Source organism: Pseudomonas duriflava (assembly GCF_007830155.1).
In the GTDB taxonomy this organism is placed as follows: Bacteria; Pseudomonadota; Gammaproteobacteria; order Pseudomonadales; family Pseudomonadaceae; genus Chryseomonas; species Chryseomonas duriflava.
Map to the genome: position 1 here is coordinate 1 of NZ_VLKY01000008.1, position 20,004 is coordinate 20,004.

17 protein-coding genes and 2 rRNA genes are annotated in these 20,004 nt (G+C 49.8%); 9 read left to right on the forward strand and 10 right to left on the reverse strand.

Annotated elements, in window-relative coordinates; genetic code table 11:
• Together IQ22_RS12425 and rrf are read left to right on the forward strand one after the other, a co-directional pair.
• Nucleotides 1-77, forward strand: a 23S ribosomal RNA gene (locus tag IQ22_RS12425); the annotation flags it as partial.
• A 129-nt stretch (nt 78-206) separates the two neighbouring features.
• Nucleotides 207-322, forward strand: a 5S ribosomal RNA gene (rrf, locus tag IQ22_RS12430).
• 144 nt (nt 323-466) lie between these two features.
• Here rrf and cmoB read toward each other — a convergent pair.
• The 4 genes from cmoB to lon form a co-directional block, all read right to left on the reverse strand.
• Nucleotides 467-1,435: a tRNA 5-methoxyuridine(34)/uridine 5-oxyacetic acid(34) synthase CmoB gene (cmoB, locus tag IQ22_RS12435; RefSeq protein WP_145142252.1), complete on the reverse strand. Its 969-nt coding sequence runs from the start codon at nt 1,433-1,435 to the stop codon at nt 467-469.
• Nucleotides 1,432-2,172, reverse strand: coding sequence for a carboxy-S-adenosyl-L-methionine synthase CmoA (gene cmoA, locus IQ22_RS12440; RefSeq protein WP_145142254.1), 741 nt, complete (start codon nt 2,170-2,172; stop codon nt 1,432-1,434). Before cmoA ends, cmoB begins: the two co-directional genes overlap by 4 nt.
• 50 nt (nt 2,173-2,222) lie before the next feature.
• On the reverse strand, nt 2,223-2,624 hold the full coding sequence (locus tag IQ22_RS12445; RefSeq protein ID WP_145142256.1) for a protease inhibitor I42 family protein: 402 nt from the start codon (nt 2,622-2,624) through the stop codon (nt 2,223-2,225).
• Between the two features lie 94 nt (nt 2,625-2,718).
• Nucleotides 2,719-5,106, reverse strand: a complete 2,388-nt coding sequence (gene lon / locus IQ22_RS12450) for an endopeptidase La (protein WP_145142258.1) — start codon at nt 5,104-5,106, stop codon at nt 2,719-2,721.
• Between the two features lie 160 nt (nt 5,107-5,266).
• On the opposite strand from lon, the gene IQ22_RS12455 reads away from it, so the two are divergent.
• The 3 genes from IQ22_RS12455 (at nt 5,267) to IQ22_RS12465 (ending at nt 8,903) form a co-directional block, all read left to right on the forward strand.
• Nucleotides 5,267-6,016, forward strand: coding sequence for a helix-turn-helix transcriptional regulator (locus tag IQ22_RS12455; protein WP_145142260.1), 750 nt, complete (start codon nt 5,267-5,269; stop codon nt 6,014-6,016).
• Between the two features lie 802 nt (nt 6,017-6,818).
• Nucleotides 6,819-8,303 carry a sodium/proline symporter PutP gene (gene putP, locus IQ22_RS12460; RefSeq protein WP_145142262.1) on the forward strand — a complete coding sequence of 495 codons (1,485 nt, stop codon included), beginning with the start codon at nt 6,819-6,821 and terminating at the stop codon, nt 8,301-8,303.
• A 336-nt stretch (nt 8,304-8,639) separates the two neighbouring features.
• Nucleotides 8,640-8,903 carry a hypothetical protein gene (locus tag IQ22_RS12465; RefSeq protein WP_244309123.1) on the forward strand — a complete coding sequence of 88 codons (264 nt, stop codon included), beginning with the start codon at nt 8,640-8,642 and terminating at the stop codon, nt 8,901-8,903.
• 38 nt (nt 8,904-8,941) lie between these two features.
• On the opposite strand, the gene IQ22_RS12470 is transcribed toward IQ22_RS12465, so the two are convergent.
• Nucleotides 8,942-9,937, reverse strand: coding sequence for a TRAP transporter substrate-binding protein (locus IQ22_RS12470; RefSeq protein ID WP_145142264.1), 996 nt, complete (start codon nt 9,935-9,937; stop codon nt 8,942-8,944).
• A 176-nt stretch (nt 9,938-10,113) separates the two neighbouring features.
• Here IQ22_RS12470 and IQ22_RS12475 point away from each other — a divergent pair, with 176 nt between their 5' ends.
• Nucleotides 10,114-10,590, forward strand: a complete 477-nt coding sequence (locus IQ22_RS12475) for a VOC family protein (protein ID WP_145142267.1) — start codon at nt 10,114-10,116, stop codon at nt 10,588-10,590.
• Nucleotides 10,587-11,411, forward strand: a complete 825-nt coding sequence (locus IQ22_RS12480; RefSeq protein ID WP_145142269.1) for an aldo/keto reductase — start codon at nt 10,587-10,589, stop codon at nt 11,409-11,411. Before IQ22_RS12475 ends, IQ22_RS12480 begins: the two co-directional genes overlap by 4 nt.
• Nucleotides 11,412-11,503: 92 nt before the next feature.
• Here IQ22_RS12480 and mnmC read toward each other — a convergent pair whose 3' ends face one another.
• Nucleotides 11,504-13,480, reverse strand: a complete 1,977-nt coding sequence (gene mnmC, locus IQ22_RS12485) for a bifunctional tRNA (5-methylaminomethyl-2-thiouridine)(34)-methyltransferase MnmC2/FAD-dependent 5-carboxymethylaminomethyl-2-thiouridine(34) oxidoreductase MnmC1 (protein ID WP_145142271.1) — start codon at nt 13,478-13,480, stop codon at nt 11,504-11,506.
• Between the two features lie 67 nt (nt 13,481-13,547).
• Nucleotides 13,548-13,748 carry a DUF6316 family protein gene (locus IQ22_RS12490; protein ID WP_145142273.1) on the reverse strand — a complete coding sequence of 67 codons (201 nt, stop codon included), beginning with the start codon at nt 13,746-13,748 and terminating at the stop codon, nt 13,548-13,550.
• 376 nt (nt 13,749-14,124) lie between these two features.
• Between IQ22_RS12490 and IQ22_RS12495 the strand changes: the two genes are divergently transcribed.
• The gene (locus IQ22_RS12495; RefSeq protein ID WP_244309125.1) at nt 14,125-15,780 is read left to right on the forward strand and encodes a VRR-NUC domain-containing protein; all 1,656 of its coding nucleotides are present in this window, start codon (nt 14,125-14,127) and stop codon (nt 15,778-15,780) included.
• A complete protein-coding gene (locus tag IQ22_RS12500) occupies nt 15,753-18,059 on the forward strand; it encodes an ATP-dependent DNA helicase (protein ID WP_145142275.1) in 2,307 nt (768 codons plus the stop codon). The genes IQ22_RS12495 and IQ22_RS12500 overlap by 28 nt, the downstream gene beginning before the upstream one ends.
• A gap of 93 nt (nt 18,060-18,152) precedes the next feature.
• Here IQ22_RS12500 and cyoE read toward each other — a convergent pair whose 3' ends face one another.
• The 3 genes from cyoE to IQ22_RS12515 are packed head-to-tail and all read right to left on the reverse strand — an operon-like array spanning nt 18,153 to nt 20,004.
• Nucleotides 18,153-19,040: a heme o synthase gene (gene cyoE, locus IQ22_RS12505; protein ID WP_145142277.1), complete on the reverse strand. Its 888-nt coding sequence runs from the start codon at nt 19,038-19,040 to the stop codon at nt 18,153-18,155.
• Nucleotides 19,041-19,051: 11 nt separating this feature from the next.
• Nucleotides 19,052-19,390: a cytochrome o ubiquinol oxidase subunit IV gene (gene cyoD / locus IQ22_RS12510; RefSeq protein WP_145142279.1), complete on the reverse strand. Its 339-nt coding sequence runs from the start codon at nt 19,388-19,390 to the stop codon at nt 19,052-19,054.
• Complete coding sequence (locus IQ22_RS12515) at nt 19,390-20,004, reverse strand: cytochrome o ubiquinol oxidase subunit III (protein WP_145142281.1); 615 nt, start codon at nt 20,002-20,004, stop codon at nt 19,390-19,392. Before IQ22_RS12515 ends, cyoD begins: the two co-directional genes overlap by 1 nt.

Genomic DNA, 20,004 nt, shown 5'->3' on the forward strand with positions numbered 1-20,004 from the left:
AACGTTGATAGGTCGGGTGTGTAAGCGCTGTGAGGCGTTGAGCTAACCGATACTAATTGCCCGTGAGGCTTGACCATATAACACCCAAACAATCTGTAAAGATTGCCTACGGGAAGACGCCTAAAGCCGAAAGCTTGCGAACCCGCAATTACCTGATCACATACCCATTCGAGGAAGCAACTAACAGCGATTCCTCACCCGAATTGCTTGACGACTATAGAGCTCTGGAACCACCTGATCCCATTCCGAACTCAGAAGTGAAACAAAGCATCGCCGATGGTAGTGTGGGGCCTCCCCATGTGAGAGTAGGTCATCGTCAAGCACCTATACTCAAAACCCCCAGGCCTAGCGGCCCGGGGGTTTTGTCTTTTTCAGGGCTCAGAGCAGCGCGGCAAGGGCGGCCAACCTAGAGCAGGCTTGCTTCGGCTTTTAGAGAGAATTGTATGGTAATTTCAAAGGCGCCCGATTAAGGGCGTCTTGCAATGAAGGTTGCACGTAGCGGAGCAGGTAGGCCTTCTATTGTTCGGGTTGGGTCTTTAGGATCAAGAAAGTCAGGTAAAGACTGAAAACGCATCCAGGAAGTTGAGCGTTGCTCTTCGGTTGTCGTATGGCTCAGGTCAGCTAGCCGAATATCCTGGAAACCTGCTCGGCGTAGCCAGAGTTCTAAAGCGGCAGGGGAGGGAAGAAACCATACATTTCTCATCTGAGCATAGCGATCTTCAGGAACCAGCACGGTTTGTACGGTACCTTCCACAACTAGTGTTTCCAGCACCAATTCTCCGCCTGAACGTAGGCACTCCTTTAAGGCTAACAAATGGTCTATGGGGGATCGCCGATGGTAAAGCACCCCCATTGAGAAGACCGTGTCAAAGCTAGAAAGATTGGCGGGTAATTCTTCCAGCGTCATTGGAAGGCTCCAAGCCGGAAAACTAGACATGTACCGTTTGATTGCAAGAAACTGACAGAAAAAAAGCCAGTTAGGGTCTATACCTAGTACGGCTCGTGCTCCTGCACCAAGCATGCACCACTGGTAATAGCCATTGCCACACCCTACGTCCAGAATTAGTTTTCCACACAAGTCAATGTGTTGGGATACACGGCTCCACTTCCAATCTGATCGCCATTCAGTATCGATATAGACACCGAATATATCGAAGGGGCCTTTTCTCCAAGGAGATAACTGACGCAAAGATATTTCAAGTTGCTCCTTTTGATCTGCTGTTATCGGAGCCGTAAGTCTGAATGTATCTTTCAGATGGATATCGTCTGGCTGAAGGGAGGGCAAGGTACTTAAAGCAGCGCTCCAGCGCTCAAGATCCCCATGCCCCTTATCTAACTTGGCCGCAACCACGTTGGGAAGCGTTTCGGCCCATTCTTCAAGGCGGCTACCAGTAAGATATTGAGCCAAACCTGGTAGATCTATAAGGTCAATCATGGGCGTGCTATCAACGAAATGAAATTAAAGCATTGGAACCAAGGCGTTACTGAAGAGAATCCCGCTTCTAACAAGCGCTCACGATGAACATTAATGGAGTCAATCAACATAACGTTCTCTAATGCGCTGCGCTTCTGTGCAATTTCCAACTCGCTATAACCATTTGCACGTTTGAAGGCAATATGTAGGTCTCCAATAAGCATCTGCTCGGTAGATTCCTCGAAGCGAACCTTTTCTGAAATAAGCAAAGCGCCTTTAGGATGAAGTGCGTGGTGAATACGCTGAAGTATGCCAAGTCGTTTTTCGGGCACAATAAATTGCAATGTGAAATTCAGCGCTATCACAGAGGACGGTTCAAGCTGGAGGTTAAGTATATCTGCCTCAATGATTTCGATAGGCTGCAGTTGTTCATACATAGCGCTTTGTGCAGCCATGTATTCACGGCATCGCTCGATCATGGCAGGGGAGTTGTCAACGGCAACTATTTTTACTGCGTCTTGCTGTACGTGACGGCGTAGCGATTGCGATACTGCGCCTAATGAACAGCCGAGGTCATATAACGCCGTCTTGGGCTGAGCAAATTGTGCTGCAATAACGCCTAGGTTTTCGACAATGGTGGCGTAACCTGGGACAGACCGTTTGATCATGTCTGGAAAAACGCGGACCACGTCTTCATTAAAAGCGAAATCTGTCACGCGGGCGTGAGGTTGGGCAAACAGACGATCAGGCTCGCTCATGTAGGGCTACCATAAAACGAAAGCCGCTATTGTAACTGAGCTGTAGAGAGTCACTGAACGCGAATTTGACACGTAAACGTTTTCTCTGGCTGTGCATTACTGTCCCAGGGTTGTTTATAGCTCAGTGCCAGCGCAGCATTGCCTGAGTGAATGCTCTTGAATCGCCAGGAGGATTGTCCAGCGGCTCCTACAATATCCTCGTCTTTATCGGCAGAGGAGAACACTTCAGGCCCTAAGCTTTTTAGTATGCTTGTAGCCGAGTCATCTATTAACCATCGGTACCCACTGCTTGGGTCGCTAGGTAACGTAAGCAATAATTCCTGCCCCTGTTTGAGCGTTAGGGGAGAGCACGCTGTTCTGGGTGTTACTGTCACCATGGTTTGTGGTTTAGTAACGCATCCTGCGAATACTGTAGAAAGTAGAACAACGAATATTGTGCAGGCACGTAGCATACGGAGGTCCTGTCATGTTCAAAGCGAGACGCCAGCATAACGAAATTGGGGATTGAAAAGGCAGCCCCGTTAAGAGGCTGCCTTTAAGGACAACTTAAAACAGTACCTTAGCAACGTCAGTGAAGCGTTTAGCGAAGTGTACTGTTAGGCCTTCTTGAAGATAGTCTGGAAGCTCTTCGAAGTCGCCTCGGTTGGCCTCAGGCAGGATTAGTTCGAAGATTTTCTGCCGCCTGGCTGCGATGACTTTTTCGCGTACTCCTCCGATGGGCAGCACTTGGCCGGTGAGTGTTAGCTCACCAGTCATAGCGACATTTTTCTTTGGTGCCTGACTTCGAGCAAGAGAAAGCAAGGCGCTAGCCATAGTGATCCCTGCACTCGGCCCGTCCTTGGGAGTAGCGCCTTCAGGAACGTGCAAATGAACAAAGGCTTGGTCGAAGAATGTTGGATCCCCCTTGTACTCCTTGAGATGCGAGGTGATATAGCTGTACGCAATCTCGGCAGACTCCTTCATTACATCGCCTAGTTGGCCGGTCAGCTTGAAGCCCCGATTGAGTGTATGAATACGGGTTGCTTCAACAGGCAAAGTGGCGCCGCCCATACTAGTCCAGGCTAAACCAGTAATAATGCCTATGCCATTAAGCACTTGTTCTTTGCGGAATACAGGTTTGCCCAGATAGCTTTCAAGATCGCTTGCACCGATCTTTAGACGTAACTGTGGATTGTCGACAAGCTTGATGACCGCCTTGCGTACTAATTTGCCTAATTGTTTTTCAAGCTGTCTAACTCCGGCTTCGCGGGCATAGCCATTTACAAGCGCCTTAAGAGCGCTATCGCTGATTGCTAGGCGGTCTTTGGGAACTCCTGCTCGCTCCAATTGTTTAGGCCAGAGATGACGCTTGGCGATGGCCTGTTTTTCTTCTGCAATATAGCCAGACAGCCGGATCACCTCCATACGATCTAATAAAGGTGCTGGAATAGAGTCTAGGGTATTTGCCGTGCAGACAAATAGGACTTTGGACAGGTCCAGCCTCAGGTCAAGATAGTGATCTAAGAAGTCGACGTTCTGTTCCGGATCAAGGGTTTCCAGTAAGGCAGAGGCAGGATCACCTTGATAACTTGTCCCCATTTTGTCGATCTCATCGAGCATGATCACAGGGTTCATCACTTTTACGTCTCGAAGAGCCTGGACCAGTTTGCCTGGCATTGCGCCGATATAGGTACGACGATGCCCTTTGATTTCGGCTTCATCGCGCATGCCACCCACACTGAAGCGATAAAAAGGACGACCCAGAGACTCAGCAATCGACTTGCCTATGCTGGTTTTACCGACCCCGGGCGGACCTACCAACAGAACAATGGAGCCTGATATCTCGCCTTTGAACGCGCCGACGGCAAGAAACTCAAGGATGCGGTTCTTAATGTCATCAAGCCCAGCATGGTGCCGGTCAAGCACCTTCCGGGCATGTTTGAGATTAAGATTATCCTGGCCCTGTATACCCCAGGGCAAATCCGTAGCCCAGTCGAGATAGTTACGGGTCACGCCGTATTCAGGTGATCCGGTTTCTAAGATTGACAACTTGTTGAGCTCGTCATCGAGGCGTTTTCGTGCTGCCTCTGGAAGCGTCTTTCCTTCTAATCGCTGGCGAAATGTCTCTACATCGCTGCTGCGGTCATCTTTAGTAATGCCAAGCTCCTGCTGAATAAGCTTGAGCTGTTCGCGTAGGAAAAACTCACGCTGCCTCTCGCTAATCTTGCGGTTAACCTCGGCAGATAGTTCCTTCTGCAAACGGCCAACTTCAACCTCCTTACGCAACAGAGGCAGGACTTTTTCCATCCGCTTGAGAATTGGAACCGTATCGAGTACTTGCTGCAACTCTTGACCTGGTGCGGTTGTCAGGGCGGCGGCAAAGTCAGTCAGAGGCGAGGGATCATTCGGGCTGAAACGATTAAGATAATTTTTCAGCTCTTCACTATAGAGCGGATTGAGCGGGAGCAATTCTTTTATGGCATTGATAAGGGCCATGCCATAAGCCTTGACCTCGTCACTGCTGTCGGATGGCGTCCGAGCATGCTCTACTTCAACAAGATAAGGATGTTTGCGTCGTAGCCAGCCGCTGATTCGCACCCGTGACAGGCCTTGCGCTACGAATTGCAGCTTACCATTTTCCCGGCTGGCATGATGAATGCGGACCAATGTGCCATGCTCGGGCAGGCTGTCCGGATCGAATGTATTGGCATCATCCGGCGGAGTATCGACATAGAAAAGAGCAAGACAATGGTGGTCCGTCTTGGCTACTAATTCTAACGTTTCAGCCCATGGTTCTTCATTGACGATGACCGGTAATACTTGGGCCGGAAAGAAAGGCCGATTATGAATGGGAATGATGTAAAGTTTGTCGGGCAAACTTTGTCCAGGCAGTGCAAGACCAGTTTCCTGGCCGCTTCCGCTGATAATTTCGGGAGTGCTTTCCTGATCGCTCATTGACTTACCTTAGGATGGGAATATGCGAGCAACATGGGGAAGGAGATGAAGCTTTTCAATATCGCTAAGGTAGTGATTGTTCTCTCTTGGCTGCATGGGTGCTGGATGTGTAATCGGCTGCTGTAATGGCCGTAAGTAAACCTATTGGCTTCTGCACCTTATGTTTTCTGCTCGCCTGCTTACGCTTTCGGACCAATCCCATAGTCATGCTCACGATCACCACCAGCTGGTGTTATCTCTAGAAGGACGTGCCGATTTTGATATAGACGGCAAAGGCGGCGAGGTATGCCGTATGCGAGCCTGTATTGTCCCAGGCGATCTTAATCATGCCTTTGCGGGGATTGGTACTAATAGAATGCTCATCATCGATCTCGATGAAGAAGACATGCCAAAAGAGGATTTGGACTTCCTGACCCGCTTGTTCGATACGCCTCGCTATCCAACATTGGACGCCGATTTCCAGCATTTACTCCTTTACGCAGGTGCAGAGCTAGAACGTTATGGTAGCGATCCCTTACTCACTCGAGCGTTAGGTGGAGTTCTTTTGCGCGCGCTTCACGTGCGCATGTTTGGTGAGCAAAAGCACTCCATAAACGGTGCGTTGAATATGGAGGCCCTTGATAGTTATATCATCAGCAATCTAGAGCGACGTATTACAGTAGCCGAGCTATCGCAGGTTGTTTTTTTGAGTCCTAGCCATTTCCATGCGCAGTTCAAGGACACAACAGGGCTAACGCCACATCAGTATCTTTTAAAGACACGCCTCGATTGTGCTGCACGTCTTCTACGTGAAACGCGTCTACCGTTAGTACGCATTGCAGGAGAATGCGGATTTTCCAGCCAGAGCGCATTAACAACAGCAATGCGACGTTATCTAGGTTTGACACCTAAACGTTTTCGGCAAGAGTAAAGCCCCGCCTTCTGTACGCTGCTTTTCGTTGAGCCCTTCTGGTACAGATACCCATTATTGGCTCTGTGTGCCAAGAAAGCAGGTAAGGCAATAACCCTATAAAAGGCGCTCTTTCCTCTCGGTACAAGTGGCTATCTTTATCGTTAGTAGCGTTTAGCTAATGTAATGCTAATGCGCCTTTGGCTGGATAGCCCCTGCGAATCAAGGTCGTGGATAAGTAGGAAGCCATCTAAATATCTTCCAACCTTGCAAGAGCATGCTAGGCCATACTGTTAGGCACATTGGCAAAAATTTAAGCTCTACATTCTGGCAGCAGCAGACATTTCAATAACAAATTCAGAGATTTTCAAAAGATCTGTAGCAGCACTTTGCGTACTGTCCTCGTCCGCTGTGCTCGATTGCTGGGAAAGCCGTTTTACCTTCTGTTTAACGCGCTTTTTGGGTTTGCCTCTTTAGTTAAGTCGCCACGTATCTTTTCATTAGAGGCCGGATAACTCTTTGGTTTTTCGGCTTTTTTATGCCGTTTGAAACGTTTCCCTACTTCTGACCATTGCGTAGAATGCGCCCCGCTTTGAGAGCGGAAGCCGGAAGGTGATAAACACGTGTATCGAGTATTTCGATACACCATGACGAGCAGAGTGATCTGCTTATAAGCCAGATTACTGGCGATTAAAGATAGAACGGAGATTCTGTCTGGTGCGGGCCTGGATTGGGCCTGCCCAAAGGTGACGGCAATACGCGTCGCCCTCTGCCAGCGTGGGTTAGTTCAATAAGCCCACAACAACAACTAATGAGGGAAAACATGAGCGTCAATACACCAACCCTGATCACATTTCTGATCTACATCGCCGCTATGGTCCTAATCGGATTCCTAGCATGGCGATCGACCAAGAATTTTGATGACTATATTCTTGGCGGACGAAGCCTTGGTAGTTTCGTAACAGCGTTATCGGCCGGTGCCTCGGACATGAGCGGCTGGTTGCTTATGGGCTTGCCCGGAGCTATTTTTATTGCGGGTATTTCGGAAAGTTGGATCGCGATTGGGCTAGTCATTGGTGCTTGGCTGAATTGGCTGTTTGTGGCTGGACGCCTGCGTGTCCATACCGAACACAATAATAATGCTCTAACCTTACCCGATTATTTCACTCATCGATTCGAAGACCACAGCCGTGTCCTGCGGGTATTCTCAGCGCTGATTATCCTAGTGTTCTTCACAATCTATTGTGCATCTGGCGTGGTTGCTGGGGCTCGCCTATTTGAGAGCACTTTTGGCCTGTCCTACGAGACGGCATTATGGGCCGGTGCTGCTGCAACAATCGCGTATACGTTTATCGGTGGATTCCTAGCGGTTAGCTGGACGGATACAGTTCAGGCTACCCTGATGATCTTTGCCCTTATTTTGGCGCCGATCATGGTCCTTCTCTCTACAGGTGGGTTTGAGCCGACATTTGCTGCAATCGAAAATATTGACCCAACACACTTCGACATGTTTAAGGGCGCTACTTTTGTAGGCGTTATCTCTTTAATGGCTTGGGGGCTAGGATATTTCGGACAACCCCATATCCTGGCGCGTTTTATGGCTGCAGATTCGGTCAAGTCCATGCGTGCGGCTCGTCGCATTGGTATGACTTGGATGGTCCTTTGCCTGGCTGGTGCTGTAGGTGTTGGTTTCTTCGGCATTGCTTACTTCGCTGCGCATCCGGAGCAGGCTAGCGCTGTAAGTGAAAATCCTGAGCGGATCTTTATTGAGCTGACCAAATATCTATTCAATCCGTGGATAGCTGGTGTTTTGCTGTCAGCTATCCTAGCGGCTGTAATGAGTACGTTGAGTTGTCAGTTAATAGTTTGCTCCAGTGCCTTGACAGAGGACTTTTATAAAGCATTTCTGCGTAAGAACGCTTCGCAGAAAGAATTAGTCTGGGTGGGGCGAGCTATGGTTTTGCTGATTGCCGTAATTGCCATTTTGATTGCATCCAATCCAGAAAACCGTGTGTTGGGGCTGGTTTCCTACGCTTGGGCTGGTTTTGGTGCGGCATTTGGCCCAGTCGTCCTGTTCTCTCTCCTTTGGAAAGGAACCACACGTAACGGTGCGCTGGCAGGTATGGTAATAGGCGCGGTTACTGTAGTGTTCTGGAAACAAATGGGCTGGTTGGGCCTGTACGAGATTATTCCGGGCTTCCTATTTGCCAGTATTGCGATTGTACTGTTCAGCCGTTTTGGTCAAGCCCCAAGTCGTGCAATGATCGAGCGTTTTGATACAGCTGAACGTGAATACCGCGACGCCTAATGTCGATTCAGTAAAAGAATCAGGAGCAGGTACTGCTCCTGATTCTCCTATCTCATAATAAGCGGCTCGGTCTTTGGCGGAACACACTACTGACGTTCATAAAGATGTTCCAGTGTGTTCGCGCTTCTATGTAACGGCTGATCAGTACTCTCGCTAAAGATCTCTCTTATTATCTAGGCCTTTTAGAAGATACCTTCAAGTAAAGATGGTGGAATGGGAAGCCTGCCGGATTGGCTTGGGCAAGAGATGACTGGCATTAAAGCCTAGCTGTTTTTCGCCGATCTAAGGTGGTGTGACCCTATATAGATCGCGATACTCTTGCTTAGGAGGATGTTCATGAAGCCAATAAAACGGCGATGTCTGCGATTAGCGGCGCTGGTAGGTGCCCTGTTAATCAGTAATAGCCTATTGGTCACGGCTGCTCCTGCTCCCTTCTTCAAATGGCGAAGCACATTGGACGGACAAGTAGTCTGTCGACAAGTCTCTCCTGGCTCAGCCTGGGAGCGTATAGCTGGGCCTTTCCGTGATCTGCAATGCCATGAACTTGGTAGTCAGCCCATGCAACGTTGGGACAGAATTCCTGCACCTTCACGTTCTTAAGCGTGCCGCTGATAACCAGGCGACACGCTTAAGGATACTCAATGCGCCTCGTTGGCAAGACGAGCTGCTTTCAACAGATCCTTACCAATTTCTGCTTCGAAGCGCTGCCATACGGGTTGCATGGCGGTACGCCAATGCTGGCGCTGCTCATTCGTCAGGGTAATAATCTCACTAGTACCTGCATTGGCGATGCGAAGTTTATCCTTTTGATTTATGTCCTCGGCCTGACGATCTACTTCATAGGTAACTTCGTTGATGATCGATTCAAGTTGTACTCGGGTAGAAAAAGGAATGCTGCGCCAGAAAGATGCACTGGTAAGCAGCATATAATCTAAGGAGCCATGATTGCTTTCGCTTATATAGCGCTGTTGCTCGTTAAGCTTCTGGCTATAAATGTTTGACCAGGGGTTTTCAGCGGCATCAACGGTTCCGCTGGCCAGTGCTTGATTGACTTGCCTGAAGGGCAGTTGTATTGGCGTAGCACCTAGTGCTTCGAATTGTGCTTCTAACACGGGCGATGATTGGATGCGAAACTTTAAGCCGCGTGCGTCTTCTGGTTCCCGCAAGGGCCTCTTGGCTGAAAGCTGCTTCATCCCGTTATGCCAATAAGCCAAGCCCGTTATATTTTTCTCCTGCATCGATAGCAACAGCTGCTGGCCAGAAGGTTTGGTCTGAAAGCGATCAACAGCCGCCTGGTTATCAAACAGAAAAGGCAAGTCGAAAACTTTGAGTTGCGGGCTGTAGGAGCTGAGTTTGGACAATGCCACCGCTAGCATTTCAACTTTGCCTTCTTGCAAAGCCTGCAATTCGTTTTCGTCACCGTACAGGCTGGAGTTCGGATAAACCTCGACCTTCACAGTGCCTTGAAGGCGTTCGGCAACCAGTTTCTGGAAGAGCAGGGCGCCTTGTCCTTTAGGGGTTTCGGGGGATGCGACATGAGAGAAACGGATAACAATCGGGTCCGCTGCTTGACCTGCCATGGGAATCCATAGCGTAAAGGTCAGTATGAAAAAACAGCAAATGAAGCGGGTCATTGAAGGGTCCTTGCTTATGTTGTTGTAGCCGCCATATCCAGATTTGGCGGTGCGAACTTTAGCAGTGCCCGATAAGAGCAAACGAGTACCAATAAGCAGCCGACGTATGGTCGCGTTTTGAACGTATAGGGTGTCACACGTCTAAGTTCAGACAGTGGCAATCAGGAGGCTTACCCATGATCGCGTTACCGAGTAATACGCAGGGCTTCATCATTCCTTACGTGCGATATCACGACGCGCCTGCTGCGATTGATTGGCTGCGTGTAGTGTTTGGCTTTGAGGTACAGGAGGTAATCACTAATGACGATGGCAGTATTGCTTATGCCAGGCTGGGATACGGACAGGGTCTAGTAATTATTGCATCAGTCCTTGATAAGGATATCGATGCCCATATGATTCAACCAGGGCAGGCTGGAGGTGTTACTCAGGCCTTATATCTAGTGACTTCTGACCCCGATACCCTTTGTCAGCGGGCGCGTACATCCGGGGCCGATATTGTTATCGATATTCAGGATTCACTCTCTGAGGGACGGACGTTTACCTGTCGGGATCGGGAAGGACATTTATGGCATTTTAGCACTCACGATTTACGACAACCTTTCCCTGCCAATACGAAAGGTAACGGACATTCAACAGAGGGATATGCCTCATGAGAACGACTCGTCTTCCTGAGGGTGTGGCTGTTCCGGTACTAGGGCAGGGCACTTGGCACATGGGGGAACGTATCTCGGAGCGTGCCTTGGAAATCAAGGCGCTGAGGCTAGGAATTGAGCGGGGCATGACCTTAATCGACACGGCCGAAATGTATGCTGAAGGCGGGGCTGAAGCCGTCGTAGCAGAGGCCATCAAGGGGCAGCGTGACAAGGTATTTCTGGTGAGCAAGGTCTATCCTCATAATGCTACCCGGACTGGTACGGTTCAGGCATGTGAGCGTAGCTTGCGCCGCTTGGGAACCGACTATATCGATCTCTATCTACTCCATTGGCGTGGTCAGGTTCCTTTGCCCGAGACGGTAGAGGCTTTCGAGCAGCTTCGCCAGCAGGGCAAGATTCGTCATTGGGGCGTTTCTAATTTTGATCTTGATGACATGCTGGAGCTAGCTGATGACCGTTGTGCCGCTAATCAGGTCCTTTATAACCTAGCGTTCCGGGGTATCGAATTCGATTTGTTACCTTGGTCAATACGTCAGCCAATGCCTGTTATGGCTTATTGCCCGCTTAGCCAGGGAAATCAAATGCTTCGTCATCCGGCGCTGCTGACTGTGGCGGAGCGACTTGAAGTAACCCCAGCACAAGTGGCGTTGGCCTGGGTGTTGCGACAGCCTGGCGTGATAGCTATTCCCAAGGCAGTCAAGCCGGAACATGTGCAACAAAATGCAGGTGCGTTGGATATCGTATTGGGCGAAGCGGAACAGGCACTACTAGACGCTGCCTTTCCGCCACCCCAAAGCAAATGTCCTTTAGCAGTCATCTGACTGATGATATAGCGAGACCATAAAAAGGTAGGGTCTCGTTAAGCTAGCTTGAAGGACTAAGTTAGTAGCCTGTTCTTGGTCAAATGTATGGTTCAGGAGTTAGATTTCAAATGACCGCGAATGACAGCCTTGAGGGGGAAGCGATTAGGATGACAGGCTTCCGCTACGTCTCGAGGCAAAGGCAGCGGTTCGTTTTCCAGCCATGCTGCAATCAGTTCGCCCGATAAAGGTGCGCTGATCAAACCGCGGGAGCCATGGGCAGTATTGATAAAAAGCCCTTCAATCCAGGGAGCTTTACTGTCTGGTATCTGACGGGCATCTTTAGCCAGAGCGGCGTAGCATTGCGCAAAGCGTTTGGCAGCAACGACCGGGCCGACAGCCGGTAAATAGTCCGGTGTGGTACAGCGAAAAGCTACCCGGCCCTCAAGCGATGATGTATCACTTACCGGCAGGTTGAGTCGTGCAGTTAGCTCGGGCGATATTTGTTCAAGCAAGGCAAGATTACTGTCGTGTTCTTCTTGACTTGGCGTCGAGTCTGTTCTGTCGAATGTGAAACTAGCTCCTACGGTATGCCATCCCTTGCGTGGCGGGGCGACATAGCCCTCTGCACAGAGTACGCACTGTAGCGCCGAACTATTGGGCGTCGCCGGTAGATGAGTAAGCTGCCCGCGAATAGGCTTGACCGGTAACAGGACATGCTCCGCCAGTTGTTTCGTATCAGTTGCGCCGGCGATTATGGCAACAGCAGCCTTAGCGATTACTCCATCAGTACCGTGGGCGGTCCAATAGTCGTCTTGTCGCTCAAGCGTTAGTGTTTCCTGACTCTTTTTTAAATGAATGAATGGATGGTTCAGAAGATGACGGCACAGGGCAGGTGGATGTACCCAGCCGGAGGTAGGAAAGTATAGGCCGCCTCGCTCCAGCGAAATACCTGCGAGCCGAGAGGCTTCCTCTGCATCTACGCGTTGTAACAGACCAGACGGTAAGAGTTCGGCCAGTGCCTGTTGACGCATATCGTCTGCCATATCATAGGCTAACTGCAGCGTTCCGCAGTCGTCCCAATCTGCACCCTTAGGAAAAGCTTCCAACAAGCGGCGGGTATAGCCGAAGCCGCACAAAGCCAGACGCGACAGAGAAGTCAAGTGAGCAGAAAGTTTGAGATAAAGAATGCCCTGGAGGTTGCCTGACGCCTCTGCCGCTGGCTGCGGGTGCCGCTCAATTACCGTGACGTGCCAGCCACGTCGGGCTAGGCTAGCCGCCGTAGCGGCACCAGCAAGCCCGGCACCAATGACTAAAGCTGTCTTTTCTCGGCTGTGAGCGGGCAGTCGCTGGAACCAAGGTTTTGAAAAAACTGAAGGCATCCCTGTAAAATGCCCCTTCAGCATCTCCCGCTTGTGGCCAAAGCCTACGGTTTTTTCCATGCGAAAGCCGGCCTCAATCAAACCTCTCCGCACGAAGCCTGCACACGTGAATGTAGCTAGCGTAGCGTCAGTAGCCGAAAGTCTGGCCAGTTGCTCGAATAAGGTCGGAGTCCACATATCCGGGTTCTTGGCAGGTGCGAAGCCGTCTAAAAACCAAGCATTACACTGAGCATCTAGTTCAGGTAGACGTTCCAGCGCATCGCCAATTAAGAGGGTCAGGGTAATTCGGCCTTCGGCAAAGACAAAGCGCTGAAAGCCAGCATGAATGCCTATGTATTGTTTGATCAGGGCTTGAACATAGACTGCTAGCTCGGGCCAAAGCGATAAGGCTTTAATCAAATCCGGTAAAGCGAGTGGATACTTTTCTACACTAACGAAATGTAATCGACTGCGTGCGTTAGCGACTTGCTCAAACAGCTGCCAGGCGCATAAAAAATTCAGCCCGGTTCCGAATCCTGTTTCCCCTATAGTAAAGACCGCTTCATCAGTTAAAGCTGCAAAGCGAGCTGGCAAGGCATTTTGCTCAAGAAAGACATAGCGCGTCTCTTCAAGACCGTTAGCCCGTGAGAAATAAACGTCATCAAATACTCGGGAATGAGGTTGGCCTTCGCAGTCCCAATCCAGCTGGGCATGAAACAATTCAGACATTGGAGCTACAGCACGCTACGGTTACACAAGTGGGGCAAGTGTAGCTTATTCGGCTGTAGAACGGCCCTTACGACAGGGCCCGCTTTTGCGCCTGGGTCATACGAGAGACATAGCGCTCAATCTGTTGCTCGGCTTCCTCACGGGTAAAGAAAGGCCCTTCGAGCGTCCCTTCACGTGTTGTGAAAAAATAGTTTCCGTTAACCCAGCTAATACGCCCGCTACGAAAATGTGTAGCTGACTGGCTGTCTTCGGTGCGTTTACCAAACATGATCACTCTCCGACATGAGTAACGCTCAGACCACAAAACAGCGGTCTTATTGCCGACCAAAAAAACGAGAACTCAACTTGGTGCAGAGATAAATAACTGTCCTGCTAAAAAGGCAACCATTATCAAAACCAAAACCAAGTTAAGCATTGGTATTTTTAGAGTAGACGCTTCGCCAAAGGTTTCCCTTCCATTAATCGGCTTATTGAAACGTAAACCGTGTGGCTTCAACCATTGGTCCTGATCTGATTGCAGGCGCTGCCTAGGCATTATATCTGTATAAATATACACCTTAAATTTCTGGCCTAGTAATCAGAAGGGCTTCTTCTGCATTTTCTAAAAAGCCGTTTGTCATCCTTTTCTTACTGCTGTTGCGGCCATGGAAATCAACCGAACATTGGAAGACCCGTTTTATTATTTAGCTAATTTCCATCATGTGCTGGAATGGATCGGCAAGCGCTACAGCGATCTGCTGAGTCAATCTGAGCAAGCCTTTGTTGACAGCTTTCCAACGCTTCCCCAAGCGTCTCGTGCCTTGCTTGTCAGAATGGTCATGCGTAAAGGCCAAATATTTCGTCGAAGCAAGCTGGTTTATACGGAAATTGGTTGCATCGAACAGGCCGTGCGCCCGTTAATTGAGCTTGGATGGGTTGATGATCAGCCAAAGGTTACGCTTGATCAGCTGTTTGCTTTGCTCAAAAAAAGTGAGTTACTCACGACTTTTGATCTAGAAAAGCGCAGGCCCGAGCCTAAAAAGGGGGAGCTGCTAGAGTTATTACGTCCAGATTTTAGTAACGCCCGCTTGTTTGGTGAATGGTGTGGATGTCTGAATGATTGTCTTTACGAGATCACTCTTACTCCATTATGTGATCGCTTGCGTCTGATGTTCTTTGGAAATCTCCATCAGGATTGGACTGAATTCATTTTGTCCGATTTGGGGGTGTATCGTTATGAGAAAGTAGCACTTTCCGATGCTTCCCGCGGTTTTCGTTTGCGAGCCGATGTAGATGACTATTTACATCTTTATCGTTGCCGAGAGTATTTTCAGGCTGGCGAGCCTGTTTCAGCCATTCTCGAGATGCTACCTGCCCGATTGAATAATGAGTGGCTGGAAGGACGACGAACCAAGCTACTTTTTGAAATTGGCCAAGCCTGTGAGCAGGCAGGCGAGTTATTACAAGCACTGGATATTTATCAAGGATGTGCTTATCCCGGCGCACGAATTCGTATGCTGCGGATCCTTGAGCGTACAGAGTGTTTCGCCCACGCCTTTGAACTTGCTATGGCAGCCAGCCAGGCGCCAGAAAGTGAGGCTGAGGCCCAGGTGCTGGTAAGAATGTTGCCTAGGCTTCGGCGTAAGTTGGGTATGCCGACATTGCCGAGGCCGGCTGCGCGGGCTGTCGAACGAATCGATCTCCTGTTACCGAGGCCGGTAGAGCCCTTTTCGGTTGAGCGCTGCGTGCAAGCCTATATGATGCAGTTAGAGGCGCCAGTGTTCTATGTAGAAAACAGCCTGATCAATACACTATTCGGGTTGTTATGCTGGGATGCGGTATTTAGTGATATACCTGGCGCATTCTTTCATCCATTCCATCGAGCGCCCGCTGACTTTGCCACACCTCATTTCTTTTCGCGTAGAGCGGAGCGCTTTGAGGCATGCTTGGCACAGCTTGAAAAAGGCTCCTACAAAGACACGATCAGGCGCACGCTCCGGCAAAAGCAGGGGCTGCAGGCACCTTTTGTGCACTGGGGATTACCCGAAGAGGTAATTGAGCTGGCCCTGCATTGCCTGCCTGCAATTCATTTACGGAAGTGGTTCGAGCGTATCCTTTGGGACATCAAGTCGAATCGTACTGGCTTTCCTGACTTGATCCAGTTCTGGCCAGCTGAGCAGCGGTACCGCATGATTGAGGTCAAGGGACCAGGAGATCGACTACAAGACAACCAGGTCCGCTGGCTTGACTTCTGTGTGGAGCATAAAATGCCCGTTGCGGTCTGCTACCTGCAATGGGAGGATACCGTTTGCACTATGTAGTGGCTGTACGGGCCTTATGTGAGTTCACGGCCAAGCGAGGTGACTTGGATCTGCGATTCACACCTTCGCCTACTGCTCAGGAAGGGATTGTAGGCCATCAGGTCGTGACGTCCCGGCGAGGTGAGGATTATCACAGCGAGGTCTCTTTAAGTGGTGAATTCAAGCACCTGAAGATACGTGGGCGAGCCGATGGATATGATCCATCCTTGAATCAGTTAGAGGAGATCAAGACCTACCGAGGTGATCTGGCGCGTATGCCTACTAATCATCGCGCTCTGCATTGGGCTCAGGTGAAGATGTATGGCTGGCTCCAGTGCCAGCGGCTAGGGCTTAAAGAGATACGTTTGGCTTTGGTCTATTTTGAGATTACGAGCCAGAAAGAAACTGTACTGACCGAAACGTGGACGGCTACATCGCTCAAGGAGCACTTTGAAATTCAGTGCTCCCTTTTCCTTGATTGGGCTGATCAAGAATTGCGTCACCGTGCCCAGCGGGACCGGGCGCTTGATGCATTAAGCTTTCCTCATACGGATTTTCGTCTAGGGCAGCGGCCATTGGCCGAGGCCGTCTATAAGGCTGCTTATACTGAATGCAGTATCCTAATTCAGGCCCCTACAGGAATAGGCAAGACTGTGGGAACGCTGTTTCCCTTGCTCAAGGCAATGCCTTGCCGGTCTCTGGACAAGATTTTCTTTCTGACTGCAAAGACTTCTGGTCGCCACGTAGCGTTACATGCGCTTGAGGCGCTTGGGGCGTCATTGACAAAAGCCCCGCTTCGCATTGTCGAGCTTATTGCACGAGAAAAGGCATGTGAGCATCTTGATAAAGCCTGTCATGGTGAGTCTTGTCCGCTGGCTAACGGTTTTTATAATCGCTTGCCTGCAGCGAGAGAAGCCGCATTGCAGCAAGCTATGCTCAGTCAAAAAAGCGTTCGGGATGTAGCGTTAGCCCATTCAATTTGCCCTTATTACCTAGGGCACGATTTGGCTCGGTGGGCTGACGTTATAGTGGGCGATTACAACTATTTTTTTGACTCAAATGCCATGTTGCTTGGGATGACCTCGGTTTATGAATGGCGTGTCGGTGTGCTAGTGGACGAGGCCCATAACCTGCTGGAGCGGGCCCGAAGCATGTATACCGTGATGTTAGAGCGCTCCCGGCTCGATAATTTACGTAAGTCAGTACCGTCCGTATTGAAAAAGCCTCTTGATAGAGTGAGCCGATGTTGGAGCGGGTTGCTCAAGGAGCAAGAGCACATCTATACAGTACGAGATGAGCTGCCAGGCAAGCTATTGATGGCGTTGCAGCAAAGCCTTTCTGCGATTAATGATCATTTTAATGAGACACTTTCTGATACGCAGCCCGATGCAGATCTGCAGGCCTTTTATTTCGATGCTTTGCAATTTACTCGTTTAGCCGAGACATTTGGGCCTCACTCCCTATTCGAGCTTCATCGCTATGAGAGAGCGGGGCGGATGAATTCTACGCTGTGTATCCGAAACGTTATCCCTGCTCCTTTTCTTAAAACGAGGTTTCAGTCGGCTAAGACAGCTATTGTGTTCTCGGCCACGCTTAATCCGCCTCATTTTTATCGTGATACCTTAGGGCTGCCAGGTAATACGCCTTGGGTGGACATTCCCGCACCATTTACTTCTGAACAGTTATCGGTACGTCTGGTAGATCACATCTCTACCCGGTATCAGGACCGGGTACATTCAGTGCAGCCAATCAGTCAGTTGATCGGACAGCACTATCTAGCAAGACCGGGAAATTACCTCGCCTTTTTTAGCAGCTTCGACTATTTACAACAGGTTGCTGATGCTTTTGTTAAGGATTACCCCGCGATACCTTGCTGGATCCAGTCCAGGCGTATGGATGAATCCGCGCGAGCGGATTTTCTTGCTCGCTTTACTGTAGATGGCTGCGGTATTGGGTTTGCTGTGCTGGGAGGCAGTTTTGGGGAAGGTGTCGATCTTCCTGGGAGTCGTTTGGTTGGCGCTTTTATCGCTACGTTAGGATTGCCGCAGCTCAATCCGGTTAATGAGCAAATCAAGCGGCGTATGACCATGACCTTTGGTCAGGGATACGATTATACCTACCTGTTCCCTGGGCTGCAGAAAGTGATACAGGCAGCCGGACGAGTCATTCGAACGCCTACTGATAATGGGGTCGTTTATTTGATTGATGATCGTTTTGGACGTGCTGATATCCAGCGGTTACTGCCTGCCTGGTGGCGTATCGAGCACTATGAGCATGTAAAAGAAAAGAGGCTTGTGTGAGTAAGTAAACCCAAGCCAAGCGATGCTGTTGAAACGGTGTAAAGAAGAGGAGGAGAGGGCAAGGACCCTGGAGGGCCCTTGCCAAAGAGCAAACTACCGTGCCAGCGCCAGGAGTACTTCCTGAGCTTGAACGTTGAAGTCAACCGACATCATTATGCTCAGCGCAGTAATAGTGACGATGGAAAACACGAACAGCTTGCGAGCCCAGGCGTTGTCGTCGTTTGTCTTGTAACCCATCAATGCCATGCGTAGCCAGTAGATACCCATTACCGCTGCGACAATCAGATACTTATAACCTGCATATCCACCAATGGTCAGTGCCAAGGTTGCTGCTAGAAAGGCCAGGATATAGAACGTGATATGACGCTTGGTGACAGGAATCCCTTTCTCAACCGGTAAGACAGGTATGGACGCGGCCCGGTAATCGTTCAATCTGAAAATGGCAATTGCATAGGAATGCGGCATTTGCCAGAGACAGAAGATTAATAACAGGATAGCTGCACCCATATCAAACTCATTGCTGACCGCACAATAGCCGATTACAGGTGGCGCTGCGCCCGAAAGGCTACCTACCAGCGTGCCATAAACGGACTTGCGTTTCAGGCACAGACTGTATAGCCCTACGTATACAACAAAGCCCATTACCCCAAAGGTTGCTGCTAGTGCGTTTACCTTTAGATAAAGGAGCGCGAATCCGGCAATGCCCAGCAAGGTAGCATAGGAAAGCGTTACGCTTGGTGAGATAAGACCTTGGACGAGGACGCGGTTTTTCGTCCTCTCCATGATTTTATCGATGTCGCGATCAATATAATTATTGAATACACAACCAGAAGCGATGACCAGAGACACCCCTACTGCGGTAGCTAAGAAAAGTGCTAAGTCAATGCTTCCTTTCGAGGCAAGGAAGAAGCCTCCGGCAACCGAAACTAGGTTGCCGAAGATAATTCCAGGCTTCGTAATAAGTAGGTATCTCTTGATCATCGAAGCAACTCTTAGTGGGCCAGCATATTGCTATGCATGCCGTGAATGATCCACAGCGAGCCCGCGACCACAATAACAGTAATAAGAATCGTGAACGCAAACGCGACCACGTTCCAGCGCTGTTCAGAGGACGTGTTCATGTGCAGGAAGAATCCCAGATGAACAAAGATCTGAACAATCGCCATGACCCAAATTACTATCAGAGTGGCTGACTCGGACAAAGTAGGGTACATCACCAGCCCAAACGGAATGACCGTCAGGATTACGGACAGAATGAAACCAATGATGTAAGACTTTGTGCTTCCGTGGCTGGAGCCGGCGTGGACAACATGTCCGTGTTCATTGGCCATTACAGAACCCCCATCAAGTACACAACGGTAAACACGCAAATCCAGACGATGTCTAGGAAGTGCCAGAATAGGCTCAGGCACATTAAGCGGGTCTGGTTAGTTGCTGTCAGGCCTTTCTTTTGCACTTGCAACATCAGAACGGCCATCCAGATCAGGCCGGATGTTACGTGCAAGCCGTGAGTACCAACCAGCGTAAAGAAGGCTGACAAAAATGCACTACGCTGCGGAGTGTGACCAGCAGCAATAAGATGATAGAACTCATTGATTTCCATCACGATAAAGCCCAGGCCAAGCAGGAACGTTAGGCCCAGCCAACTTAGAACTTTGCTCTTTTCACCTTTATGTGCAGCAATCATGGCAAAGCCATAAGTGATACTGCTGAACAGCAAGAGGAAAGTTTCTACCAGAACGTAGGGCAGTTCAAAAATCTCCTGCCCAGTCGGCCCGCCTGCAAAGCTACCGCTCAGAACTGCATAGGTTGCGAAAATAGTCGCAAACAAAATGCAGTCGGTCATCAGGTAGATCCAGAAGCCGAATACCGTCATGGATCCGGCGTCGTGGTGCCCATGCTCCTCAGCATGGGCAACGTGGTTATGAAGTACTTCGCTCGACAT